Source organism: Sphingobium sp. ba1, assembly GCF_000743655.1.
Lineage (GTDB): Bacteria > Pseudomonadota > Alphaproteobacteria > Sphingomonadales > Sphingomonadaceae > Sphingobium.
Map to the genome: position 1 here is coordinate 2,539,344 of NZ_JPPQ01000069.1, position 22,014 is coordinate 2,561,357.

The window sequence follows — 22,014 nt, forward strand, 5'->3', positions numbered from 1 at the left end:
CTTCTGCTGGTCCTTTCGCAGACGTGTTTCGTGCCTGAATGCCATCCCATTTCGGTTACTACGGCCCGTAGTAGATGGAAGCCTGATCTGCACTGTGCGACCGAGATAAGCTGGTAGCAAACAGATGGCTTTGTAAGAGCTGGTTTTCATTGTCGAATCGCAGTTTCCGTGGGAAAGCTGCAACGCAGATATCGGTGATATCGACAAAACTGAGTGGAGCCGATGGTTGGGGGAAAGGAGACCTGCCGTGCAATCGCGTATAACAGTGCTGTGCCTCACGGCGCTGGCTGCAGGGCTGGTAGGATGCGGAGATAAAAAGGAGGCACTTTGTCGAAGTAGCGCGGTATCTCAGCTGCTAAACCCAGAAACTGCAGAATTCTATGATGTAAAACGTATGACACCGGCACAGGCCGTAGATTACGCTTTGCCCGAACCTTCACCCCTCACCACCGATGAAAAAGCGATGCCGACATTCAACCAAATTCAGATTTTGGAAGATAAAAAGGAGGTTACGCAAAAACGCCTAAACATGTTAAATCAAATGAATAGCATATTGGATGCTAAACCTGATGTGGAGTTCTATGCGTTTCGTATCCGAGCTGAAGGGGAATTAGGAAACAAGGTCACAAAGCAATCTATTTGTATATATTCAGCCGATGAATGCTCGTGCACGATAGGCAGCTATTGACGATTTTTAATAATAGAAAGTTATTGAAGTAGGCATTCGACAACGTAGGATGGTTAACGCTGAGTAGTCCGATATCGTTCGATCTAAGCTCGCATCACCTACTTGTGATCAAAATCAGCCATGAAGCCCGACCCGGTCTCAGCGCTTTTCGCCCGCAATGCCTTGGCGTGATGGCCGACCAGCTTCCCGAAATATTCCCCAGCCTGCCGGATGTCGCGCCGCGTCACCACTTCCTCATCGCTGTCGACGATCGCGGCCGTTGCGAAGGCCAGTAGCTTGGTGAGATCGCGGGTGCCGATCAATCCTTCGCTGTTCGACGCCGCAATTGCCTCCATGAGCGGGCGCAGGATGGCCTTGACCATGGCCTGCTCTTTGATCGTCACGGTCGTATCGCGGGGGTCCAGTTCCATCTTGTCGTCCTATCCTCGAAATCAATTTATCGCCTGCCGCCAAATGCGGTCGTCTAGCAAGCTTAGCTGAATCGCGGGCGGCTCTTTTGTCGTTTCGATTATGATGATGCGAGCCTTCTGTTACCGCGCGGCCCCGACATAGCTGACCGTAGAAATGCTGCCGCGCGTCGCCAAAGTCATCAGACATCCCAATCGAAATGGCGGCCCGAGAGTCGACGAAGCGCTTCCAGCGATTTGTCGCTCCGATCGCGCACCTTTCGATCCAGCACCCCGTGCGCAGCGGCAAATTGATAGGCCGCCACTGAAACGTTCGCAGGAACCGCGCCATTGCTATGTGCATAAACCCCTGCAATCAGCCAGAAGCCTTGCGACCGGTCAAAACTCAGCACAACCGAGCTGTCGCCCCGTGTGAACTCTCCAAATGCATGCTCGCCAGCCATGAGGGTGTCGAAGTAGCGGCGACTGCAATTGCGATACCGCTTACTCAACGCTGCCAATTCTACCCCCGTTGTCACCGGACGATAATTTGCCATGGCCGCAATAGGTCCGCGTGGAAAAGGCATCCGATAGCCCCAGCGCCGGATCGTATCTGCAAGCTTCGTCGACTGGCGCAGGGCCTCGACGATGGCCGCCCGATCAAGTCCCCGGCGCACGAGCAGATCGACAGCAAGGACAATGTCGTCGGCCTGCGCCTTGTCTTTGATTTTGGCGCTGATGCGGTGGTCGGACAGATCGGCCGGGAGGCCGGTGATGATTGCGAGTCGCTCTGCATTGAGCTTCGCCGTATGGCGAATGGCCGTGGCGACATGCTGCGGACCGCGCGTCAGAAGAGCCCACAAACGGGTGTAAAAATGCCGATCTTGAACGTTGGCCCCACAACGTGCCAGTGCCCCCCGAAAACCATCGGGGACATATTCATAGGCCATATGCAGGATCGATTGGTGCCGACAGCCCATCAGGAAATGCGCGGCTTCCTCTACCATGTCGTCGGACGTGTCCACGACCGAAAGGAATGCTGCGACAACCTGACGGCGCTCGGCGCTGGCGCGCAACATGAAGCCCGCGAAGCCGGGTTTGGCTTCGTCGAGCATGACAACGCGGTCGAGTAGCCACCCGGAAAGGGGTTCGATCGAGCCCATGACAATATCTCCATTGATCAGATTGTCATTGCGGGCCTCCTGCGTGGGATCATGGAAATTTACTAAATACTTCATTATGCATGACAAATCATCAAATTTCTTCGACCGACTGCGGGACAAGATGGTCCCGATCATCGTTAAGAAGCGCCGCGCTATGGGCGACACCGACAAGGAGATCGAGGCGTTTATCGATCTCTACTCTTGGGTCGGCCCGGCGGAGGCAGTCGCACGGCTCGACGGTCAGAAATCGTAACCGTCGGCGTCGCGCTTAGCAGCCTCCCAGCGGTCAGAGCCGATCGCCTCGCGCATAGACTGATCCATCTCGCGCTCGAATTCTTGTGCGGCTTTGCGGCCTGCCGCTTCGGCTTCTGCCTCTACGCGGTCGATTGCCTCCTGTTGCGCTTCATCCGTATCGTAGGCGATCATCAGATCGCGATCCTCGTCAATGTAGGCGCGGTAACGCATTCTGATCTCATTACCGTTCCGATACACCGCTACGCCTCGGCAGACGACCTCCCGTGGTGAACGCGAAACCTCTCGTGCTTTGATGATCTTGATGAGCGCCTTTTCCTCAAGCTGGATGACATCTTCTTCGATGGAATCACACGATGGCATCCCAACTCCATCGCACCCGGCGAGACCGAGCGACATAAGAATGGGCGCGACGGCATGCCACGAAATTTTAGGCACCAAGGAGTTTGGCCTTCTGCGCGGTGAACTCTTCATCCGTGAGCAGGCCCTTCGAGCGCAAGTCTGCGAGCCGCTCGATCTGATCGAGGTGCGCGCCGGAAAGAGGAGTTCCGGGAGTGGCGACGGCAGTTGCCTCGACCTCCGATGGGATCATCTCGCCGGATGGCCACCCATATTCGTTCTCGCCCTCTTGGGTGCGCTTGAGCAGCAGGAAGACGAAATATGCACCCCACGCGATAGGAGCAAAGGCAAGCTTTTGGATGTGCGCCAATGAACCGGTGTAGTTTGCCGCAATGGCTGCGGCTACGACACCAAGCCCGATATAACCGACAAGTAGCCAACCGCTTTCCCCAATATCATGAAGGCGTCGGTTGGTAGCGGAGGCCTGCGGAATTACGGTGGCGCAGAAGATCAGAAAAGCCAGAGGATCAGCCGGGATTCCTACGCCTGCGCCAACCAATAGAACGGCAATTCCGCCTCCCCACACAACCGCCATGAACTTCCAATATTCGGCGCGGCCCAACCTCCCCTTGAAGTCGAAATACCAAGCGAACGAGCGCGATTCTTCCATGTTTCTTCCCCCTCTGGCGGAAAATCGATTGCTTGATGTGCCCCCTCAGGGACTGCCGGTGCGTCAGATGCGAGCGAGGACGGCGCTGTTTTGCGAGGCAAATTCCTCGTCCGAGAGCAGGCCTTTGTCGCGGAGGTCGCCCAGTCTTTCGATTTGAGCCAAGGCGTCTGCCATGTGCGCGCCGCCGCCGGTCGGATGCGGAGGACCTGTTTCGACAACCTCTTGCTCTGGACGCTTCCCTCTCAACGCCGCGAGGCTGCTGGGCACGAAATTGTCCGGTTCACCGAACCGATTTTCATGCTCGTCACCCGCCTTGATCATGAGATACAGCAGATAGCCAGCACCGCCGACGAGGAGCCCAAGGGCGAACAAAGCGACGGCCGGGGAAGTGGGTTCACCATATTCGATGGCCTGTTGGGCGACGCCAATGATGATGCAAGCAGTCGCGATCGCGATAGCGGGCCATGCGATGACCCAGCCGCTCCGATCCGTGTCATGGAGCCGCCGGACCGTCGCAGTGAACTGAGGGATCGTCGTGACGACCCAGACAGCGCTTGTAAGAACCGGCACCTCCATGTCCGCGCCCATTTCCAGAAACCCTGCGAGCATCTCGGCGATGAACACGTAGACAAAGAATTTCCAATATTCCGCGCGCCCCGACCGCCCAGACGCCTCGAAATAGCGAAATAGCGGCCGCAAACCTTCCATGACTTCCCCCCAACACTGCCCAGCGCCAAAACCGATACCGGATAAATTCTATAACCGGTATCATTTATCCGCGTCAGCCATTCACAAGCGGTATCGTTTAACTTATCCGTTATCGCATAAGTTTTTTGGAATATTGGTGTGCTGGGGACTAGATGAGAGAAAGCGATACCGCTATTCGTGCGCACGTGACCAAACCCAAGATTTTTGACGAGGCTTTTCACTTCCGTGCCCGAGCGGGCACCAAGGCGCGCCTTGACGCCCTTCGCGGCGAGATGCGGCAGGGGGATTTCGTGCGGTTACTGCTGGAGGAAGCTCTGGAACGCCGGGAAAAGAAGGCGCGTCGGGCGGAGTGATACAGAGGCTCGTCACGTCTACTGCGATATATGTTTGATCAGAACCGAGCTTTGCACCAAAAGAACATAAAGTGAATATTTTGCTTGTTACGCTTGCATTCTGGGCCAGAAATAGACACGGTGTCGGAAATTGACCCAGAGGTTGCATGCTTAACGAATTCGCCGCTCTTCGCATCCGTGCTGGTCTTTCGATCGACGATGTCGCACTCATGACCGGGTATAGCGCCCGTCAGGTCCAGCGTTGGGATGCTGGAGTTGGAAAGCCTCGCGAAGCGGCTGTTCGCCTTTTAAGATCGACGGCATCGGTCGCTCCAGAGCCAGCCACGAGTCGCTTCAACTTCATCGACCTGTTCGCTGGTATCGGAGGCATCCGTAAGGGGTTTGACGCGATCGGCGGACACTGCGTCTTCACGTCTGAATGGAACAAGTTTTCACAGCAGACCTACGCCGCCAATTTCCGCGATAACCATCCGCCTCATGGTGACATCACAACGATCGGCGCGGACGAAATTCCCGATCATGATGTTCTGCTCGCGGGATTCCCCTGCCAGCCTTTTTCCATCGCTGGTGTGTCCAAGAAGAACTCTCTTGGTCGTTCCCACGGCTTTGCCGACGAAACGCAGGGCACTCTCTTCTTCGACGTAGCAAGAATCCTGAAGGCAAAACGCCCGTCAGCGTTCCTGCTCGAAAATGTCAAAAATCTCACCAGCCACGATAAGGGACGCACCTTTCAAGTGATCCTCAAAACCTTGAGGGAAGAGCTGGGTTACAAGGTCTGGCACAAAGTGATCGACGCTCAGCATTTCTTGCCGCAGCATCGTGAGCGAATTGTCATCGTAGGTTTCAGGGACGACGTCCCATTCACATGGGACGATCTGAAGCTGCCTACAAAAGGCAGTGTCAGGTTGAAGGCCATCTTGCATCCGGAAGATGCTTCGGAAAAGCCAGAGGCTGCCTTCACACTTGGAACCAATGCCAGTGTGAACGACAAATACACTCTCACGGATAAGCTCTGGCAATATCTTCAGGGCTATGCGGATAAGCACAAGGCTGCCGGTAACGGCTTCGGCTTTGGACTGGTAACGCCAGACGATGTCACTCGTACGTTGTCAGCGCGCTATTACAAAGATGGCTCGGAAATCCTTGTCAGTCAGGGCAAAGGGAAGAATCCCCGCAGGCTGACTCCCCGTGAATGTGCCCGGCTGATGGGTTATGGGGATGACTTCAAGATTCCGGTGTCCGATACGCAGGCGTATAAGCAATTCGGCAATTCTGTGGCCGTGCCTGTCTTTGAGGCTGTGGCCCGGATTATGCAGCCTCACATCCAGACGCTTGTGGAAGCAAGCGAACAGCGCAAAGCCGCCTGAGGCTCTGTGGACGTCCACGATGCCGCGACGCGAAGCCGGAACATGGCCGCCGTCAAAGCCAGCCATACCAAACCGGAATTACAGATTAGAAAGGCGTTACATGCAGCCGGGCTTCGATATCGGCTGCATGTAAAGGACCTGCCCGGCAAACCCGATCTGGTGTTTCCGCGTTTCCGGGCGGTGATCTTCGTAAATGGCTGCTTCTGGCATCAGCATGATTGCCACCTGTTCAAATGGCCCGCCACACGCGAGGAATTCTGGCGCGCCAAAATCGTCCGTAATGTCGCGAATGATGAGCGGGCTATTGCTGGCCTTGAGGCGGCCGGTTGGCGTGTCGCGATCATCTGGGAGTGCGCTCTGAAAGGCAAAGCAAGAATAGAATTTCCGACGGCTATGCAACGTCTTATCGCATGGATACAGTCTGACGAGAAGGCTATCACCATCAGGGGCGGATAATTGGTCGGATCACTTGGGCAGTTGCTGGACCTGATGCGTCACAACGGCGCATCCCGCATCTACGCAAAGAAATTGGCTCCCAACGACAATTCCAAGAATCAGGTTTATCTGGGTGGCGACTTTTCGGCCCTGAACATAATCCCTCACGGGAACATCTACACCGATGGAGCCGAAATCGCAGGAGCAGTCCGGGATCGGGCAAAGGCAGCGGTCGATTTCTACTGGATCGACGATGACGGTAGACATCATGCGCCGAACACCGGACTGATCCTCTATCCCAAATATCCTGAAGTCCGTATGTCCGGGTTTTTGCTCGGATGCCGTGGCGCTCCATCAGGGGTCATGCGGGTGCGAGATGAAGGCCGCGTGCTGATATTGGGGGTCACTCCTCAAGGCGAGGTGATGGGTTATGCCGCAGACGCGCATCATCCCGTGGCTATCGAACTGAATGCGCGAGAATGGCCCACGATAGGGGTTTTCTTCGAACTTCCGCTGACGCTCGCGCAGCAGGAAAGCACCAAAACGATCCTACTCAATGAGTTACGCCGGATATACGAGCTTCAATGGATAATGTCCCAGAAGTTAGCTGCCGATGGGGCAAAGACCCCCTATGCGGCCAGAAATGGCGGCGGATATACGCTGGAAGCGGAACTGGGCATAACTCCCAACGGCTACGCAGAACCCGACTTTATGGGTTGGGAAGTGAAGCAATATGGTGTGGGCGATTTCCTAACCTATCGACCAAAATCTCCTGTCACGCTCATGACCCCTGAACCCACCGGAGGAACATATCGGACCGACGGGGTCGCAGAATTCCTCAGGAGATTTGGATATCCCGATCAGGCAGGGAAACCAGATCGTCTCAATTTTGGCGGTCGTTATGATTGTCAGCGTCAAGCAAACCACCTCACTGGCTTGCGCATGACAATGGACGGTTATGACAGCGCGAGCGGGAAGATCGTTGACCTTGATGGCGGTATGACGCTTGTCGATGATCAGGATGTCATCGCTGCCTCGTGGACCTTCAAAGGCCTGATGGCCCACTGGAACCGTAAGCATGCGCAGGCCGCCTATGTGCCGTCGCTGTTCCAGACGCCACCGCCAGAATATAGCTTCGGTCCGCGCATCTTACTTTGCGAACAGACCGATTTTCTGCTGTTCCTGAAAGCGTTCGCCGCCGGTTTGATATATTATGATCCGGCGGTAAAAATGGAAAATGCGTCGTCTGCGGCACCAGCGATTAAGCGGCGCAGCCAGTTTCGTGTCGGCCATGCGGAACTGACCCGCCTCTATCAGAGGTCAGAAACAGCGTCTTTCGTGCTGGGATAAAACGGAGAGCAACATGGTTAAGTTCGAACCCGGCGGCGACGCCAAGGCAATCTCGCGCGTCGCGTCAGAGAAATATGGCAGCTTCCTCGAGATGTTTGAGAAACATGGCTGGCCTGAACGCGGCTCCGACATGATGCGCAAGGTTCAGACGCGCGTGAAAGAGGAGTACGGAAGCGTGGCGGCTTTCGTGGAGCGGCATGAGGTCGTGGGGCAGCCGTAACGCAAACCGTGTTTCTCCTCACACCCTATGGATACCAGTTCATCGTCTCAACCTTCGAAGTGAAGACTCTGGTCGACGCAGGCGACCTGTTGCCCTAGCGGCGATTTCCGACTGCTCAAAATGACAGACAAAGCTGACCGTGAATCTGATCCAAGATATCGTCCTCGCCCGTCGGGAAAAGGGGTTAACCCAGAAGGCCCTCGCCGAAGCCATAGGCAGCGATCGCGCCGCCATCGCACGCCTCGAAGCTGGCGTGGGACCATTATCGCTCCTGCTCCAGATTATGGAGGCCCTCCAGTATCACGTCGCCGGGTTGGCCAAAGGCACGATGTTGCCAGAACAATTGCGCAATCGACGCTTGTCGATGAAGTTGAGCACTCAGGAGCTGGCGCAGCGCGCTGGCGTCTCCCGCGCCACCATTTCGGCATTGGAGCGCGGTAACGGCACGATCGCGCCTCTGGTCAAGGTGCTCGACATCCTTTGCACTTCAACGACCGCGCGGCGCAAGCCGACGCCCAGCTTGTGGCTGCCTTCGGTAGCGGCGGATCGAAATCGTCGGTTCACACCCATCGAATTCCTTCGAGCGATCGAGCAGGTTTGGGGCATGATCGATCTCGATCCTTGCGGTCATCCAGACAGCCCCGTTAATGCCCGGCGGCGCATCTCATTGGAAGAAGGTGGGGATGGCCTGCGGGACGATTGGTCGGGCGATGTTGTCTATTTGAATCCCCCATTTTCAGAAATGGTGACATGGCTGAAGCGTGCGGATCAAATGTGGATAGAAATGCGGGTTCAGAAGATCATCGCACTGGTCCCGGCACGGACTGACATTGGATATTTCCACGACCGGATCGCACAGGTTTGCGATGTAGGGTTGATGCGCGGCCGCCTACAATTTGGCCAGCCAATCGGCAAGAAGGACGACAGGTCGCGAGCGACATTTGCCCTGATGGTGTGCTTGTGGGGAGCGACAGCGGAGGAAATAGCCGCCTTTGACGCTATCTATCCCTGTAGGTGGCTGGCACGGGACAAGCCGACAATGGGATCGGCTTCTAGCTCGGTCGCCGATATCATCGTGCCACGCCCGGCCGAAATGAACGAGGCTGAACTGACTACGCTCGATGCAGATTGATTGAAGACACGACGATGACAGTCAAAAACTACCTGTTTGTGTGCAGCCAAAACCGTCTCCGGAGCCCGACGGCCGAGCAGATATTTGCCAGTCATCCCGGCATAGAGACCCTGTCAGCGGGCACCAATAACGACGCGGAAACGCCCCTAGATTATGAGATGTTGCAGTGGGCAGACACCATATTTGTCATGGAGAAAACGCACAGGACGAAGCTCCAAAAACGGTTTCGAGCGGCAATCGGCGGGAAACGGATCATCTGTCTCGACATCCCCGATGACTACGAGTTCATGGACCCGGAACTTATCCGATTGCTTGAAGTCCGGATGGCGCGCTTCCTCCCATTGCAGCCACCATCGGCTTGAGCTTGCGCGAAAACATGTAGTGCGAAAACCGCCGGTTCCCAGTCGATCAGACTGAACCCCGTTTTCCAAGGATGGGCGGCATCTCGCTCGCCATCTGATCCTCAATGAACGGCAGCAAGATGCTCTGAACACCGGCTACTCCGATGACCTTCACGATGAGATTGCCGGGGATGTCGCTAGGCCACTGGTTGAGGTGAACCGCGAACGTGGCCGGATGTGCCTCAATGAGGTGCTGACGCAGGCGTTCAGCGGCCTTTTCGGATTTCCCGACATACAGGCACCGGCTGCCAAGACATCCCTTGCGCTTGTTGACGCGAGCAAACGCCCGACGCTCGTGAACCGGAAGCGTCTTGTTACGGGCCTTGTTGCCATCGACAACGGCATAGACACGGTCCAGCGGCACTTCATCGTCGAAGCAAATGGCATAGACGGCCAGATGCTTCTTGCCGAGGCGAGTGGCTATCGCATCGCAATGGTCGTGCATGCGTTCGGTGCCGATGTCGGACATTGGAATGACCCATTCAACAGGATCGACGAGGGTGCCCTGTTCCAGTTGATCAGCCAAGCCCCTCAGCGTTCCGGCTGTCCGAGCGATGAGATCAGGGAGGTCAGTTTCAGTCTGGAGTTCCAGTACCTGATCATCGTCGGTCAAATTGCATTTCCTTTATCACGAATTCCGCGCGGCCTTAGTCGAGGTTGATGAACATTTACAATGCGCATTACCGCCGTGCCTCCGCCGACGGCCATTAGCAGCGCAAGTGGCCCTCTATGGCTAATTCTTATCCTCAAACAGATCAGCAGGCATCTCCACTCTGATCAACTTCCATGTCGCGAACCCCCGACGTTCCAACAGGAATGAAGGCCCTTCCTCATCGCTTGCCTTGTTGTGAAGGCGCACCCGGAAGCGGTCGAGGCCCACATAGGCGCTGCTGCTTTCGACATCGGGGTTCTCGTCCGCCTTTACCGCGTCGGTCGGCTTCTGCCCGCGCATCATCGCCGCGATGCCGTCAGGTGTCACGAAACTGTCGATCATTCGGTCAATGATGGTCGGGATCATCATCGCGCCCAGCCCGGCGAAAGGATTGTCCCGCATCTCGGGATCATTCTGCATCTTGGTCATCATCGCCGCAGACATCTGGGATTTCAGGCTCTCCCGAACCGCCGGGAAATCGACGCTGGCTTCCAGCTTGTCCGTATCAGCGTCTCTGGCGGCCGCGCGAAGGGAGTGGATCGCATAGTAGGGCGAACCCAAATACACCCCGCCTAGCAGCAGGACCAGCGCTGCCCCGATGGCGATCCATTTTCTCATTGCAATTTCCCCCCAAGACGCCCGGCTATAGCATGGATTGGTCCTAGCATGCGCGCTCGACGGTGTTGGGTCATATTTCCGGCAGCGCCCGGAAAGTTCCACGCGCTAACCAATAGCCTGATGATGCGGAAGGGTCTCGTGAGACGGACAGTATGGGAGTGTGGCGGTGTTCGTCGAGCACCATTGGGGCAATGATCAGGACTGGGCATCCCTCTCTCGGTTCCGGCAAGGGCATGATAGTCCCGAACACCTGCTCAATATCTGACTATAAATTTATCTGCTCAAGAGCATGTTCAGGCTCAGGGTTGCCGTGCGCTACAGATGGTGAGCGCGGCAGCCAATACGCTGGGATCAAGGTCCGGAGATGATCCAGTTGCCGGGCGGTTGCGCCAAAGATGACCAGCATCAAAGCGAAAGGAGTCTGTTCGGCACGACCATCAGGGGACAGAAATTTGATCCGTCCTCGCAGCAGTCCGATGTCGGCAATGTGGACCAACCGATCGTGGAAGAAGGCCGAGTCCGTTCTGGCAGGCACCAGACATATGACAGTTTTGGCATTTCCGACGGTGACTTCATGATCCGCTTTGCGCAGCCATTGAAGTTGCGCGGAGAAGGGCGGATTGCACCACACCACTCCCGCCGCCCAAGGCTCCGCCAATCCGTCCCAACCTTCGCTCAGCATGTATTTCTGGCCTGCACGAACGGGCGCGAGATCGTGCCCGCACGGATCGAGATCGGGAATCCCAAACACTTCATATATTGGTTCGAGGAACTCCAAGGGCGTAAAGCGACTGTCGCGGTCACCCTTTCGATCAGCGGCCCAGTGCTGCCTCTCCGGTGCGCGACGCCGCGCCTGCTTGCCGATAATCGCCAAAAGGCTTTCCAGCGCCCTGATCGTTCCCTTTCCGACCTCAAGACCCGAAATCGTGTTGCGGCTCATTCCGGCACGTCGGCTCAGTTCCGCTACTGACAGCTCCATTTTGATGCGCCGATTGCGCAGCTGATCGGGCAGTGATCGTCCCGGCGCGAGCCCTGCAAAATGGAAATCCACGGCATCCATGACCCGGATCAACAGGTCGATCGATCCGGTACCAGCCTCCAGTCGGACGATCGCCTGCGGGTCGACATCAAGCATTTCGGCCAGCGCACGCCTCGATAAACCTTTCGATTCTCGTGCTTTTCGAATTTCGTCGATGATCATTCGGGAGGCGATTATGCAGATCGTCGATCAGATCAATATCGAGGTCGGAAATTTCCGGCGCTCCACTCCCGAAACAGCTTACCCCCAGCGCTGTGGTCAGATCGGATCGGACTCAATGAGCCAGTCCATTTCCGGCCGTCTGCAATAACCGGGCAAAAACACATACCATGCAAAATCCATCACGTTGTTCCTTACCTGTTCCCCGGAGTCGACCTCCCATTGCGGCCGCCGGGGCAGATTGAGCACCTGCGCCAGCCCGGCGGTCCGCAACCACTCACTCCGCTTTTGAGTGGACTGCCACCTCGTCGATTGGAGGATGCAGATTGGCCCAGAAACATGCGTCCGCGCCTTCTGGACGAACTCCACCGCCTTGGTGAAGGGCGGATTCGTGATCATGTAGTCGCACGCCGGTGGGTCGACCATGGAGAGATAATCGCCGATCGTCACCTCACCACAACCGATCAACGCGGGCCTTTCCTCCTCTCGGATGTCATTGACGACGTGTGGACCGGGATTCCCGCGCCGTATGATCTCGCGGATCATCCGGCCATCTCCGGCAGCAGGGTCAAAACCACGCCCCGTGAACCATTCGGGATGGCGATCAAAGAGAAGCTCGTAGCAATATGCTGGGGTGCGGAACACTTCATAGCGCTTGGCACGGGCGCGAATGTTCTTCCGCGACTTCGTCGTTCGGCTCGATCGTGGCGCTACCAGCGGCACCTGCCCGATCCGGCCCAGCGCCCTAGTCACCGCGTTGTGCGTTATGGGACCGCCGCGCGCAGCACGGTGTCCAGCAACATTGAGCGCGCGGACCATCTCCGGGACTGTCGCGCCCGGCATGGTCTGGATCACCTCCAACAGCGGTCTTGAGCGGTCATGGGCGTTGGCGATCCGCTGATTTTTGCTGGCAACGATTCCGGGGCGATACAAGCGCTGGTGACTAAATGAACTCGACATCAAACGCGCACTAAACGAACTGATGAACATGACAAGTTCAGGCATGCCATTTTCCGCTTCGACATCGCCTCACTTCGTTACAATCGCTGGCGTCGCCGACGATGGAATACCGTGATCCGATCTGGGAACCGATCTTCTTCTCGATCGGTTTAAGATTCCAGACGGGGCACTCACCCCCTCCCGTCTATACCTTCGGCCCCGTCATCTTGGCGGGGCCGCTTCGTTTCTGCCGTTCGTCGCATCGAGCAGGGTTAACGCGGACAGTCCGGAACTCTCACTGCTCCTCCGGCATTGCCCACCGCGATGACCACAGAATATTATATTTTTCAAAAGCTTGGTGCTGGACCGGTCACGCTATCGGCCCTCTTCGATATAGAGGCTGACGATCTCGAAATGACCATGCAGTGCATGGTCACGCGCCGACAGATTTGCGTGCGGAATGGTCAGGCGGCGCTGTTCTGGCACCGGCATATGATAACGCGCGCGGCGGCGATGGTGTCTGATCGGGCGCTATTGCTGGTGTGACGGGCTGCGCCGTGTGCGGATGGTAAGAAACCCGCCCATCATCCAACGTCCATGAGCGAACGTTCGCCTCGGTCTGTTCTTATGACACGACCGGGTCAAGAACGCCTTCGAGCATAGATGATCGCGCCGCTTGCGACATCCTCGACCCTACCAATTTCGGTGGAGTAGAAGGAATATTTCCCTCCATCGGCGCTGAGACCTATGCCTCCTATTTCGGCGTAGTGGTCCCATTCGTAGGCGGAAGGCAGATCAGTAATTTCTACCCGCATCACCTTCATCGGCTCGTCGTTCACCGTCGTGATGCGCGTCCTTCTGCCATTTCGAGCAAGCAGCATATCGACGAGTTGTTCCTCGGAGGTGGAGCCATCGGTAGCTGCCATAGTTCATAGTAGCCAATCTTGGAGAATTTTACCACGTGAGCGATCCCCCTTCCGATCACCGTCGCCGGGAGCGGTCGTGATCGATCATCTCAATTACCGCCTGACCGGTCTCCGAAAGGAAAGCAGACTTGGTGGAAGCGACCAGTTAGGGCCGTTCCTACCATCCTATTTACGCCCCCAGTTGCCGCCATCCATCGTTAGGGATAATCTGCTGCTTGTGGGAAAGCGTAGCGGCATAATAGATCATGAAGATGGCTTGGCGGGGCTGAGCTTGGCAGAACTCGATCGCGAAATCGCTAGATGCCGCATGCGGATCGGTATCGCCGCCAACAGTCGGCAGCGCAAAGGGTTTGAGAGCCGAATCCATTGACTTGAGAGCTATCGACAAAGGCATCATGCCGATTGAAGGCTGGGCATATAGCGACCCATGGCTGTCGTATCGTCCCCGATTGTGGTCATCGTCCAAGTTAATTAACGTGCTGTCATGACTTCAACCGTTGTCCAATTGTGGGATCGATATCGGGCAAGCAATCCCAAGGCCCGCGCTGAAACGCCGATCAGCTTCCACTTCTGCGATAATCAGGAAGACGCTGACCTCTGTGCCGCCCTTGTTGTGAGAGGGCAGAAGCGCGCGACCGCACCGTCTGTCGCAGAACTCGAACTGGCTGGTGATCCGGTTCCAAGGGTGGGCGACTACTCGATCGTGACAGACTGGGCGGGGCATGCCGTCGCTGTCATTCAAACGGTGTCCGTCGAGATAAGGAGGTTTGGCGAGATTGACGAGGAGTTCGCTCGCGCCGAAGGCGAAGGCGACCTGACGCTTGAATGGTGGCGAACGGCCCACCAAAGCTACTATGAGAACGTGCTGGCCGGTTCCCGCCACAAGGTGAACGCTGACCTAGAAATCGTCTGCGAGAGGTTCGAGGTGGTCATGAACGCATAATGTCCGCTTCACACCCACGATCTTCCTTCAGCAGGCCGATCCAGCCTCGATCGTAGCGACGGCCGCCCGGCCGGCTTCCGGCGAAAGAGCGGACCGGATAAAACCGACCACTTGTGGCCGCTGTGAACCGTAAAATCTTCGCTCGGAAGCAGACATTGCAACCGACGTCGTCTTGTGGTTCCTTCTGCTAATGTGGTCGTTTGTTAAGTCCGTTCTGTTTGGTGCGGTTGCAGGTGCTGCGCCTGTGCTCGTCTTCACGTTCGCGCTCGCCATCAATTCACTTCCAGAAGGCTTGAAGGGTGGTGGCAGCCTTTTTCTTTCGGTATGGCTAGCGATCCTGCCGTTGGTCATCTCGATACCTCTGGTTTTCGGGGCAAGCGTCATCGTCGGCCTTCCCCTTACCACGTTGTTGAAACGGCGAAGACGGGAGAGTGAATTTGCCTATATCTCAGTCGGAGCAGCCGTAGGTTTTGCATTGCCCATTGTGATATTGCTGCTGATTGCGGCCCCCGCTGGCTATTGGACGGCTCTTCTCGGCGCTTTCGGTGGTGCCATTACGGGAAAAACATGGTGGGTGTCCGCTCGCGAACCCCATGTCAGCTATCCCGACTAATGGTGCCAAAGCTGTCTGTCCGCCTCCCACCCATCGAAGGCGTTATCGCCCGCCAAATCGATGCACCCTTCCGGTGACCGGCATATTCAGCTTGGGGCGGGAAACAGAAAGTGACCAGCTGCTCCACCATAGCGTCGGTGGGCAGCTGACTTGGGCTAGGCGATAAAGAGCAGGGTCATTTGGGGAAATGAATGCCGCATAGCTTGTTTCCATCTGGATCGCGGAAATAGGCGAGAACGATCGTGCCCATAGACGCTGTTTCACGAGGACCGGGCGCTGCCTCGATCGACGTACCGCCATTGGCAACGGCGATATCATGAAACTGTTTCACCTGCTCTGGCGAGTTGCATGAAAAAGCAATGGTGCTGCCATTGGCGACAGTTGCCGGTTCGTCGTTGATCGGCTGAGAAACAATGAAATTGGTGCCGTTACCGCTATTGTAGATCAGGCGGGTGTGTCCACTGTCGGCGACGTTGATCGTCGCCTCCCCAACTCCAAGGGTTCCAAGCACCGTGTCGTAGAAGCGCTTCGCCCGGTCGATGTCGTTCGACCCCACCATCGTGTGAAAAAGCATGCATCTTCTCCTACTTGGGCCACGCCATAATTGAACACTACCCGCGCTCGGCCATAGCAGGATCGAACGCCCGGTCATGCACCATTTCCACTGCCAAGGTCGAAGCGAAACCCGATCGCCTGTCTTTCGTGCAGGATGCAGGCAACATCGATCGGCGCTTGCCTTGCCTTGCCTGTGCTGTGCCCGGTACCGCTGATGAATCGATGGCGACGATGGCAATCACCGCGCTGCATATGAATTCATCACGCATCTGAACGGCTTGCCGCGTGTTGGTAAAGGGACGGGTTTGCTCATCGACATCATGACTGGAACGAAGACCGGCTGCGCCTGCCTTCGGCATCGCTCACCGTCGAACCATTGCGCTTCGCTTCGTGGTCCGTCTTCTCGCTCTGCAATTTTCAGATAATCGGTTGAGATACATTTTACATCCCATAAATGGCATCCAAAGGGAACACGGACACAACTCTATCCCCCCCACCATGTGAAGAGGACGCAATCGTCCGGCACCCATCGACAGGGTGTTATCTTCTCATGATGAGGGGGATAGTAGTATGGGACATCCAAGGGGGTATCCGGATCACTGTTTGCCGCAGCTTGAGGCTATTACGCCTTCGTCGGTGGCCTTCCGTGACCCGACATTGCTGCGCCTATCCTTGACCATTCCGGGAACGCCGGAGGTCGTGTAAGGCGGTTACGATCTTTCGATCGAGCGTCCAGCACAAGCGCACGTTAACTCTACAAGTGCTGGATGGAGAGTTGTCAGCGTGGAGCAGACATAGCTCTCCTCATTCCGTGGCTTTCTTTAGATCGCACCACGCGACGTCCCAAGCCCCCGCCAGCCGGATTGCATCCGCGTTCTGCGCCGTGTCCGCATCCATGGAGAGGCGGGGCAATCTTCGCGACCTGCTTTTGTCCGGGCCAGACTTACTGTGCCTTACGGCTGCCCTGCGGTATCACCCCCGATTGCCGTGGCCATCGTGGTCGTGATTATTTAGCCTAGTTGATTGACGCAATTCCATATTTTTAAAAATTTCTCACGCGGCCTCACTCGGTGCGAACGCAAGAGGAACGGGCTCACTTCCAGCACATTCTGGTCACGTAAATCCTGATCAGCGAATTGACGGTTCCAAACTCGACTTCGGGACATATGCTCGATCGGTAGACCGCACGAATACGACGGTGCAATTTCGGCTCATCCATTTTGTCAATCAAGGTAGTCCTTGCCTTCGCGATACTCGGTTTTTGCGATGTCGGGCTCGAACCAACTGGAGTTAACGGTGTGGGGATCAGCGATCATGTCCAAGACAACACGCCGTGGCCGAAACGGAAGATTCTGACGGTGGATGAGATTGAGGCTGAGCAATGGATCAAGCGCGAGAGGAATCTGTCCGGACGCGGCGTCAGCGGGCTGGCGGGAAATTGCCGCTGCCCAAGGGGCGATGAAGTGATGAGGCGAATGATCCGGGATTGTCGGCCACATATCGTTGACGTTTTGCCTGATTACTTAGTTGCCTTCGTACGCTTCGCAGCGACCTTGGCTTTCACCAACTCAACCTCTGCTTTCAGAGCTGCATATTGTGCTTCCAATGCTGAACGCTTCCATCTTTCTATCGAAGCCGCAACTTCCGCATCGGTCATATCACGACCTAGATTCTGGGCTTCCACCGTTTTAATACGGGCACGCAAGTTTGCCTCAACATTTTTAGCCGGTATATAATACGCTTTGGTTTTATCGTTGCGGCGCACTCGACGATAATACTCTTTGACCTTTAGTCTATTTCCATTCCCATCTGACAAAGCATAGTCATAATCCAAAGCATCTTTCCGACGCTTTTCCAAAGACCTGTCTATCCGAATTTGATTATTTTTTCTACGCTGATCAGAATGTTTGGATACCACATAATTGAACGATTCGTATATTTCGATTTCATTCTTTGCTTTTGATTCAGCAATCTTGACCACAAAACCCTGCCACGTCCGGTCCAGATGAATGAACATGCGGGCAACCATTGTGGGCGTTAGTGCACCGCCAGTTGGCGACCGTATGCCCTCCTCCTTCAGGATATTGGTCAGAAGAGTCAGTGTAACTTGGGCCTCCTTATCGAACCTGCCGCTATTTTGCTGCCGGATCAGTATATCGATGGCTTTCAACGCATGGGCACGCGCGCGCGCGCCGCGCGTCACTCGACTTTTGTGCAGCCAACCCTTGTAGATTTCTTCCTGATCCATGGTCGATCCATATTTAAACAACGGAAATTCAACAAGTGTAAAAAGTTGCTCATTCTGAGCTGGATCAGCGGCGGAACATGGCGGATAAAGGCGGCGCAACAACGCAAGGACAGAATATGGATGGAGAAACTAACCAGAAAGCAGGCGGCCGAACGTCTGAATGTAAGCCTTCGAACGTTTGAAAGGCTTAGGCGCAGTGGTAAAATACCAGAGCCTATCAATAACATAAAATCTACGCCGCTTTACTTTGATGCTGCGGCGATTGATGCCTTAATCGGCTAGAACCCTCCCAACATAAATTAATATTATAGCGATTCAGAATATGGTTCTGAAAATGCTATCTCATTGCCTAAAATATGGAGATTATAATGCAAGATGTTAATAATGAAATCGCTACGGTGATCGGGCATGCGCTGCTCGACTACAGCGAAGGTAGGCCCCTCACGGATGACCGTGAAATCGTTGGTGGTGTCGATATCGTTCGCACGGCTGTTGATAGCGACGATTGGTCAGTCACTGCGTCATCGGACGATTTCTTTATCCGAGCCATGAATGGCATCATTGAAAATTACTATGACGCCGATAGCGACTTGATCACTGCTCTCGCATGGGCGTGGACTAACAACATTGTTACCGTTGACTTCCTCAATCGGTTCAAAGGGTCTACCGCAGCGGTCCATGAACTGATCGACTATATCGACATCATTCGAATGATCCGAGGGCGAATCCTTCTGGTATCTGATGCGGAAGTTGTCGGAACGGTGCAACTAATCGCGGGCCTTGGGCAGGAGCAGGGCTTGGAGCCTCTTTCCCCGACTGTTGTGAGTTTTATCACGCATTTGTTCAAGGAATTGAAGGGCAGGCAGACCACTGCGTTCTAGACCGGCCAATGTAGAGCGCGGGCGGGGGAACAGGGACTCGAATAAGCCCATCAGGGACGATGATTGGGTCCCGGCCTTCTCCAACACTGTTAATTAAACATCCGTCCCCGCAGTTGAGACTGCATGGACCCTGCCAGCGCTTTGCTGCCCGATCCGGGAGCATTGATCAAAACCGGGGAAGATCGTGGCCTCCCCGCCCGTTCACAGCGTCAACCAATTCCGATCGGAAGCGAACTGCTTCCGATGACAGACAAGATTTGCCCGGAGGATATATGACCAGCAATGTTGTTGCCAGCTTCGCTGAAGCGTCCCGCAAAGGACAAATTCAAGAGTTAGTCGGCGTAAATCAGTTTCGAGAAATCAGCTGCGGTCGGGATTGGGACATCGCGGCCTTCGATTTCGGCAAAATTTTTCTCCCTAACTTGGGTAATGAAAAGCTGCATAATGCCATGTATAGCGCATGGATTGAACACCATAATTCTGGCAAACCCCTCAAAATTCCATTTTCTGAGTGTTTGTATTATTTTGATGATGATTACGAGGATGGTTATCCTGCTGTAAGCATACTACACCTCAAAAAATCCGATATGCAAATTACTGTAGGTGTTTACCAGCAGGCGTCTCGAAACGGTGCGTTTAAATGGCTGCGTGATCCCTATTTTCTTATCATTGATCGCCACACAACGCCTAGCGTATGTTTCCGTCCCGATGTCGATAAGCTGCCGCCGGAATGGAGGTTCGACGTCACGAAAGAAGCACGCCGCGATTGGAATATGCTGATCATCGCGACCATGTTGCTCAATCATCAGTCGACGGCCCATGAAATTCAGCCAAGCAATCCCATGCTCCAAAGTGTCAACATGGGACGCGCCAGAGCTGGTCTGCGGCCGATCCCCGCCACGATTACGATCAAAGTCAACCGGGAAGCAATCACCCGCATTGGGCACGGGAATGGTGACCCCGGAGCGTCGCGCGTTCCGCATAATCGTCGCGGCCATTGGCGTACCTATAAAGCCACCGGCAAAAGTGTTTGGGTCCGTTGTTGTTCGATCAACGGCGGCGACCAGTCAAAGCCCTATCGAATCATCACCTGAACTTCCGTGATGCACCTACCAAACACCTCGATATCGATCCTATGGTGTCACGGGCTTCCAGCGACAGGAAGACTGTATCTAAATGGTTGCTCGTGCCCGGTCCGCTTTTCTACCGGAAAACGAACGGGCTGTTTACCGGTAGGGCATAGCGATCCGGGGATCGATACCGCCCGCGATGAGTGGAATGGGGACGGTCAGCTCTCGTTCGATCAGAGGAAGAAGCAGACACAATCAGAAGCCGTCAATTGGCTGCTAACCAGTTGAGCATTTTCATGGTAGCAGTCCCCCGATGAGCGACATTCTCTTTACGGTTTTTTTCGCAATTGTCGGATGCCTTATGGCGACGAGGCTTTGCCTGCTTGTGACCAAGGGCGAGTTGAACGTCAAAGGCGTTATATATTCAAAGGGCGAAACGCCTGTAGCTTACGGTGCGACAACGATTTTTGCTTCGATAGGAATGCTATTCTCATTTCTTATGGCCGCGATCGGCATAGTGACGATTTTCCAAGGGCCGTAGTCATGGTTCAATCGCGTAGGCCTAGCGTAAACCACGCCGCGAACGGCGATCAAGGGTGGATACCGGACACTCCGGGATGTGCTATCTTAAACGACCGGGGAGAGAAGCGTGCCTGTTTTAGATGTTCCAGACTATGTTCTCCGCCAAGCGTTTGACTTGGTGGTGGCACAATGGCCGGTCGAGATACGGCCGGGATCGAAGTCCTTTCATATCAACGGCGGCTGCAACATGCGCGAGCTCAATGAAGCGCATGACCGGGTTGAGGAGTGGGTCAGCGAGGCCAGCTTTGAAGGGGTTTTAGACGACGTTATCGGTTCGGCTGAGCACTATGTCTATGCGACGATCCACAATGCTTTGCAGAATCTTACTGTGCTTCGGACGAGCGATCTGGATTTCGACGCCTTCGCCTCTCGATTTGATAGCCACCCGAACTATCGTGTGATCAACGTCTGAATGTCCGCCATTGGTCGACGGCCGACCAGCAGCTATCCAGCCTGTTCGCCGGTCCCGATCGCAAATGGCCCATCCGCCTTCCCCTCATCTGGTCGCCGGAAACCTGACCTCCCGCAATCAGCCGATAACACCAGTCCTGCCGATCACCCTTCCGCCAGCGCTTTCATCACGACATCCAAGCTCCCCTTCACCACCACGAAATTCCCCTTCTCAAAGTTAATCGCGCAGGCTTCATCACCGCCCCGGAATCGGCGCACGACATTGACGCGATCGATGTTGATGACGATGGGTTCGCCCTCTGGGGTTTCGAACTTCACGTATCCGTTCATGGATGATCCTGCTGGCAAAACGGTAGGGTAGTTGGGTTCTCCCAGCTTGCCCAGCACCGGAATGGATGACCAGCATCGTGATCCCCATCCCCATCCGCGCCTCTCATCCCATCCGATTGTTGCCCGGCCATCATCCTCGTCGATTTCGTTTTTGTGCGGATCGCGGCGTCAATGAAGTGACGGACCATATGCTGTGATCCTGATCCCTCGACCATGGCGGGCGATCGAGACGGCATCTGGAGGACGCGATGATCATCGGTATCGTTGAGAGGGGCGATCGCGCGGATCATCCCGATCCCATGTCCGTCCGGTTGATGTGTGCGCGGATGATGTTGGCGGGAACTGCGCCGTGATCGTGCGGTCCACCCCATGTTTCGCCCGTGTGTAGGGTATGTAGGGTATGTAGGCCGTGCAGGGGTTCTGGTGTTCCCCCGGCGTGTGTTTTTATAAAAGTTCATCAGAACTACAAATTACCCTACATACTATACATACCCTACATATCTGGCAAAAAACGGCGGTTTTCTGGTAATTGCTCACGGGGTCGGCAATTGGTGGGCTGATCAGGCGACCATGAATCTGCCGTC

The 22,014-nt window shown here is 55.4% G+C and carries 32 protein-coding genes; 16 read left to right on the forward strand and 16 right to left on the reverse strand.

Annotated elements, in window-relative coordinates:
* Positions 1-247: 247 nt before the first annotated feature.
* Positions 248-688: a hypothetical protein gene (locus IL54_RS24270; RefSeq protein ID WP_156106228.1), complete on the forward strand. Its 441-nt coding sequence runs from the start codon at positions 248-250 to the stop codon at positions 686-688.
* Positions 689-786: 98 nt separating this feature from the next.
* On the opposite strand, the gene IL54_RS15475 is transcribed toward IL54_RS24270, so the two are convergent.
* The 5 genes from IL54_RS15475 to IL54_RS22345 form a co-directional block, all read right to left on the reverse strand.
* Positions 787-1,098, reverse strand: a complete 312-nt coding sequence (locus IL54_RS15475) for a hypothetical protein (protein WP_037476746.1) — start codon at positions 1,096-1,098, stop codon at positions 787-789.
* 179 nt (positions 1,099-1,277) lie between these two features.
* Positions 1,278-2,372: a hypothetical protein gene (locus IL54_RS15480; protein WP_156106229.1), complete on the reverse strand. Its 1,095-nt coding sequence runs from the start codon at positions 2,370-2,372 to the stop codon at positions 1,278-1,280.
* A 105-nt stretch (positions 2,373-2,477) separates the two neighbouring features.
* Positions 2,478-2,852: a hypothetical protein gene (locus IL54_RS15485; protein ID WP_156106230.1), complete on the reverse strand. Its 375-nt coding sequence runs from the start codon at positions 2,850-2,852 to the stop codon at positions 2,478-2,480.
* A gap of 67 nt (positions 2,853-2,919) precedes the next feature.
* Complete coding sequence (locus IL54_RS22340) at positions 2,920-3,498, reverse strand: DUF805 domain-containing protein (protein WP_052027719.1); 579 nt, start codon at positions 3,496-3,498, stop codon at positions 2,920-2,922.
* 63 nt (positions 3,499-3,561) lie between these two features.
* Positions 3,562-4,206 (reverse strand): DUF805 domain-containing protein, encoded by a 645-nt coding sequence (locus IL54_RS22345; RefSeq protein ID WP_052027720.1) that lies wholly within the window; start codon positions 4,204-4,206, stop codon positions 3,562-3,564.
* 152 nt (positions 4,207-4,358) lie between these two features.
* Between IL54_RS22345 and IL54_RS15500 the strand changes: the two genes are divergently transcribed.
* The 7 genes from IL54_RS15500 (at position 4,359) to IL54_RS15530 (ending at position 9,425) form a co-directional block, all read left to right on the forward strand.
* Positions 4,359-4,559: a hypothetical protein gene (locus IL54_RS15500; RefSeq protein WP_037476752.1), complete on the forward strand. Its 201-nt coding sequence runs from the start codon at positions 4,359-4,361 to the stop codon at positions 4,557-4,559.
* A 146-nt stretch (positions 4,560-4,705) separates the two neighbouring features.
* A complete protein-coding gene (gene dcm / locus IL54_RS15505) occupies positions 4,706-5,926 on the forward strand; it encodes a DNA (cytosine-5-)-methyltransferase (RefSeq protein ID WP_037476753.1) in 1,221 nt (406 codons plus the stop codon).
* Between the two features lie 6 nt (positions 5,927-5,932).
* Entirely contained in the window at positions 5,933-6,382 is a 450-nt protein-coding gene (locus IL54_RS23130; protein WP_272945513.1) for a very short patch repair endonuclease, read from the forward strand.
* A complete protein-coding gene (locus IL54_RS15515) occupies positions 6,383-7,711 on the forward strand; it encodes an MvaI/BcnI family restriction endonuclease (RefSeq protein WP_052027721.1) in 1,329 nt (442 codons plus the stop codon).
* 13 nt (positions 7,712-7,724) lie between these two features.
* Positions 7,725-7,931, forward strand: a complete 207-nt coding sequence (locus tag IL54_RS15520; RefSeq protein ID WP_037476756.1) for a hypothetical protein — start codon at positions 7,725-7,727, stop codon at positions 7,929-7,931.
* A gap of 139 nt (positions 7,932-8,070) precedes the next feature.
* On the forward strand, positions 8,071-9,063 hold the full coding sequence (locus IL54_RS15525) for a DNA N-6-adenine-methyltransferase (protein ID WP_037476758.1): 993 nt from the start codon (positions 8,071-8,073) through the stop codon (positions 9,061-9,063).
* 14 nt (positions 9,064-9,077) lie between these two features.
* The gene (locus tag IL54_RS15530; protein WP_037478873.1) at positions 9,078-9,425 is read left to right on the forward strand and encodes a low molecular weight protein tyrosine phosphatase family protein; all 348 of its coding nucleotides are present in this window, start codon (positions 9,078-9,080) and stop codon (positions 9,423-9,425) included.
* Between the two features lie 46 nt (positions 9,426-9,471).
* On the opposite strand, the gene IL54_RS15535 is transcribed toward IL54_RS15530, so the two are convergent.
* The 4 genes from IL54_RS15535 to IL54_RS15550 form a co-directional block, all read right to left on the reverse strand.
* On the reverse strand, positions 9,472-10,077 hold the full coding sequence (locus IL54_RS15535; protein WP_141249596.1) for a hypothetical protein: 606 nt from the start codon (positions 10,075-10,077) through the stop codon (positions 9,472-9,474).
* Between the two features lie 120 nt (positions 10,078-10,197).
* Positions 10,198-10,734: a DUF2939 domain-containing protein gene (locus tag IL54_RS15540; protein WP_037476763.1), complete on the reverse strand. Its 537-nt coding sequence runs from the start codon at positions 10,732-10,734 to the stop codon at positions 10,198-10,200.
* A gap of 265 nt (positions 10,735-10,999) precedes the next feature.
* Positions 11,000-11,935: a DNA N-6-adenine-methyltransferase gene (locus IL54_RS22350; RefSeq protein ID WP_052027722.1), complete on the reverse strand. Its 936-nt coding sequence runs from the start codon at positions 11,933-11,935 to the stop codon at positions 11,000-11,002.
* A gap of 96 nt (positions 11,936-12,031) precedes the next feature.
* Positions 12,032-12,937, reverse strand: a complete 906-nt coding sequence (locus IL54_RS15550; RefSeq protein ID WP_037476764.1) for a hypothetical protein — start codon at positions 12,935-12,937, stop codon at positions 12,032-12,034.
* Positions 12,938-13,183: 246 nt separating this feature from the next.
* Between IL54_RS15550 and IL54_RS15555 the strand changes: the two genes are divergently transcribed.
* The gene (locus IL54_RS15555) at positions 13,184-13,417 is read left to right on the forward strand and encodes a hypothetical protein (RefSeq protein ID WP_156106231.1); all 234 of its coding nucleotides are present in this window, start codon (positions 13,184-13,186) and stop codon (positions 13,415-13,417) included.
* Between the two features lie 95 nt (positions 13,418-13,512).
* Here IL54_RS15555 and IL54_RS15560 read toward each other — a convergent pair whose 3' ends face one another.
* Together IL54_RS15560 and IL54_RS15565 are read right to left on the reverse strand one after the other, a co-directional pair.
* Positions 13,513-13,797: a hypothetical protein gene (locus tag IL54_RS15560; RefSeq protein ID WP_037476768.1), complete on the reverse strand. Its 285-nt coding sequence runs from the start codon at positions 13,795-13,797 to the stop codon at positions 13,513-13,515.
* Positions 13,798-13,966: 169 nt separating this feature from the next.
* Positions 13,967-14,263 (reverse strand): hypothetical protein, encoded by a 297-nt coding sequence (locus tag IL54_RS15565; protein WP_156106232.1) that lies wholly within the window; start codon positions 14,261-14,263, stop codon positions 13,967-13,969.
* Positions 14,264-14,281: 18 nt separating this feature from the next.
* Between IL54_RS15565 and IL54_RS15570 the strand changes: the two genes are divergently transcribed.
* On the forward strand, positions 14,282-14,740 hold the full coding sequence (locus IL54_RS15570) for an ASCH domain-containing protein (RefSeq protein WP_037476772.1): 459 nt from the start codon (positions 14,282-14,284) through the stop codon (positions 14,738-14,740).
* A 172-nt stretch (positions 14,741-14,912) separates the two neighbouring features.
* Entirely contained in the window at positions 14,913-15,353 is a 441-nt protein-coding gene (locus tag IL54_RS15575) for a hypothetical protein (RefSeq protein WP_156106233.1), read from the forward strand.
* Positions 15,354-15,528: 175 nt separating this feature from the next.
* On the opposite strand, the gene IL54_RS15580 is transcribed toward IL54_RS15575, so the two are convergent.
* The 4 genes from IL54_RS15580 to IL54_RS15590 all read right to left on the reverse strand — a co-directional run bounded on the left by IL54_RS15580 (position 15,529) and on the right by IL54_RS15590 (position 18,156).
* The gene (locus tag IL54_RS15580) at positions 15,529-15,927 is read right to left on the reverse strand and encodes a VOC family protein (RefSeq protein ID WP_037476776.1); all 399 of its coding nucleotides are present in this window, start codon (positions 15,925-15,927) and stop codon (positions 15,529-15,531) included.
* 37 nt (positions 15,928-15,964) lie between these two features.
* Positions 15,965-16,267: a hypothetical protein gene (locus tag IL54_RS15585; protein WP_037476778.1), complete on the reverse strand. Its 303-nt coding sequence runs from the start codon at positions 16,265-16,267 to the stop codon at positions 15,965-15,967.
* Positions 16,268-17,131: 864 nt separating this feature from the next.
* Positions 17,132-17,407, reverse strand: coding sequence for a hypothetical protein (locus IL54_RS24275; RefSeq protein ID WP_156106234.1), 276 nt, complete (start codon positions 17,405-17,407; stop codon positions 17,132-17,134).
* A 20-nt stretch (positions 17,408-17,427) separates the two neighbouring features.
* Positions 17,428-18,156 carry a hypothetical protein gene (locus IL54_RS15590; RefSeq protein WP_037476780.1) on the reverse strand — a complete coding sequence of 243 codons (729 nt, stop codon included), beginning with the start codon at positions 18,154-18,156 and terminating at the stop codon, positions 17,428-17,430.
* A 120-nt stretch (positions 18,157-18,276) separates the two neighbouring features.
* Between IL54_RS15590 and IL54_RS24280 the strand changes: the two genes are divergently transcribed.
* The 5 genes from IL54_RS24280 to IL54_RS15610 all read left to right on the forward strand — a co-directional run bounded on the left by IL54_RS24280 (position 18,277) and on the right by IL54_RS15610 (position 21,101).
* Positions 18,277-18,438: a helix-turn-helix domain-containing protein gene (locus IL54_RS24280; RefSeq protein WP_141249592.1), complete on the forward strand. Its 162-nt coding sequence runs from the start codon at positions 18,277-18,279 to the stop codon at positions 18,436-18,438.
* Between the two features lie 86 nt (positions 18,439-18,524).
* A complete protein-coding gene (locus tag IL54_RS15595; RefSeq protein ID WP_156106235.1) occupies positions 18,525-19,037 on the forward strand; it encodes a hypothetical protein in 513 nt (170 codons plus the stop codon).
* A gap of 272 nt (positions 19,038-19,309) precedes the next feature.
* Positions 19,310-20,131, forward strand: coding sequence for a hypothetical protein (locus IL54_RS24285; RefSeq protein WP_156106236.1), 822 nt, complete (start codon positions 19,310-19,312; stop codon positions 20,129-20,131).
* Between the two features lie 289 nt (positions 20,132-20,420).
* A complete protein-coding gene (locus IL54_RS15605; RefSeq protein WP_037476786.1) occupies positions 20,421-20,648 on the forward strand; it encodes a hypothetical protein in 228 nt (75 codons plus the stop codon).
* A gap of 108 nt (positions 20,649-20,756) precedes the next feature.
* Positions 20,757-21,101, forward strand: coding sequence for a hypothetical protein (locus IL54_RS15610; protein ID WP_141249589.1), 345 nt, complete (start codon positions 20,757-20,759; stop codon positions 21,099-21,101).
* 143 nt (positions 21,102-21,244) lie between these two features.
* On the opposite strand, the gene IL54_RS15615 is transcribed toward IL54_RS15610, so the two are convergent.
* Positions 21,245-21,418, reverse strand: a complete 174-nt coding sequence (locus IL54_RS15615) for a hypothetical protein (RefSeq protein ID WP_237748906.1) — start codon at positions 21,416-21,418, stop codon at positions 21,245-21,247.
* Between the last annotated feature and the right edge of the window lie 596 nt (positions 21,419-22,014).

Bases quoted from the DNA above. Each gene is read 5' to 3' on its own strand.
- IL54_RS15500 (WP_037476752.1), top strand. From the start codon at position 4,359: ATGAGAGAAAGCGATACCGCTATTCGTGCGCACGTGACCAAACCCAAG.
- IL54_RS15475 (WP_037476746.1), bottom strand. From the start codon at position 1,098: ATGGAACTGGACCCCCGCGATACGACCGTGACGATCAAAGAGCAGGCC.
- IL54_RS15605 (WP_037476786.1), top strand. From the start codon at position 20,421: ATGAGCGACATTCTCTTTACGGTTTTTTTCGCAATTGTCGGATGCCTT.
- IL54_RS15550 (WP_037476764.1), bottom strand. From the start codon at position 12,937: ATGCCTGAACTTGTCATGTTCATCAGTTCGTTTAGTGCGCGTTTGATG.
- IL54_RS15540 (WP_037476763.1), bottom strand. From the start codon at position 10,734: ATGAGAAAATGGATCGCCATCGGGGCAGCGCTGGTCCTGCTGCTAGGC.
- IL54_RS15585 (WP_037476778.1), bottom strand. From the start codon at position 16,267: ATGCCGAAGGCAGGCGCAGCCGGTCTTCGTTCCAGTCATGATGTCGAT.
- IL54_RS15520 (WP_037476756.1), top strand. From the start codon at position 7,725: ATGGTTAAGTTCGAACCCGGCGGCGACGCCAAGGCAATCTCGCGCGTC.
- IL54_RS15595 (WP_156106235.1), top strand. From the start codon at position 18,525: ATGCAAGATGTTAATAATGAAATCGCTACGGTGATCGGGCATGCGCTG.
- IL54_RS15580 (WP_037476776.1), bottom strand. From the start codon at position 15,927: ATGCTTTTTCACACGATGGTGGGGTCGAACGACATCGACCGGGCGAAG.
- IL54_RS15570 (WP_037476772.1), top strand. From the start codon at position 14,282: ATGACTTCAACCGTTGTCCAATTGTGGGATCGATATCGGGCAAGCAAT.
- IL54_RS15590 (WP_037476780.1), bottom strand. From the start codon at position 18,156: ATGGATCAGGAAGAAATCTACAAGGGTTGGCTGCACAAAAGTCGAGTG.
- IL54_RS22350 (WP_052027722.1), bottom strand. From the start codon at position 11,935: ATGATCATCGACGAAATTCGAAAAGCACGAGAATCGAAAGGTTTATCG.
- IL54_RS24285 (WP_156106236.1), top strand. From the start codon at position 19,310: ATGACCAGCAATGTTGTTGCCAGCTTCGCTGAAGCGTCCCGCAAAGGA.
- IL54_RS24275 (WP_156106234.1), bottom strand. From the start codon at position 17,407: ATGTGGCCGACAATCCCGGATCATTCGCCTCATCACTTCATCGCCCCT.
- IL54_RS15485 (WP_156106230.1), bottom strand. From the start codon at position 2,852: ATGCCATCGTGTGATTCCATCGAAGAAGATGTCATCCAGCTTGAGGAA.
- IL54_RS22345 (WP_052027720.1), bottom strand. From the start codon at position 4,206: ATGGAAGGTTTGCGGCCGCTATTTCGCTATTTCGAGGCGTCTGGGCGG.
- IL54_RS15480 (WP_156106229.1), bottom strand. From the start codon at position 2,372: ATGATCGGGACCATCTTGTCCCGCAGTCGGTCGAAGAAATTTGATGAT.
- IL54_RS22340 (WP_052027719.1), bottom strand. From the start codon at position 3,498: ATGGAAGAATCGCGCTCGTTCGCTTGGTATTTCGACTTCAAGGGGAGG.
- IL54_RS24280 (WP_141249592.1), top strand. From the start codon at position 18,277: ATGGAGAAACTAACCAGAAAGCAGGCGGCCGAACGTCTGAATGTAAGC.
- IL54_RS15530 (WP_037478873.1), top strand. From the start codon at position 9,078: ATGACAGTCAAAAACTACCTGTTTGTGTGCAGCCAAAACCGTCTCCGG.
- dcm (WP_037476753.1), top strand. From the start codon at position 4,706: ATGCTTAACGAATTCGCCGCTCTTCGCATCCGTGCTGGTCTTTCGATC.
- IL54_RS15560 (WP_037476768.1), bottom strand. From the start codon at position 13,797: ATGGCAGCTACCGATGGCTCCACCTCCGAGGAACAACTCGTCGATATG.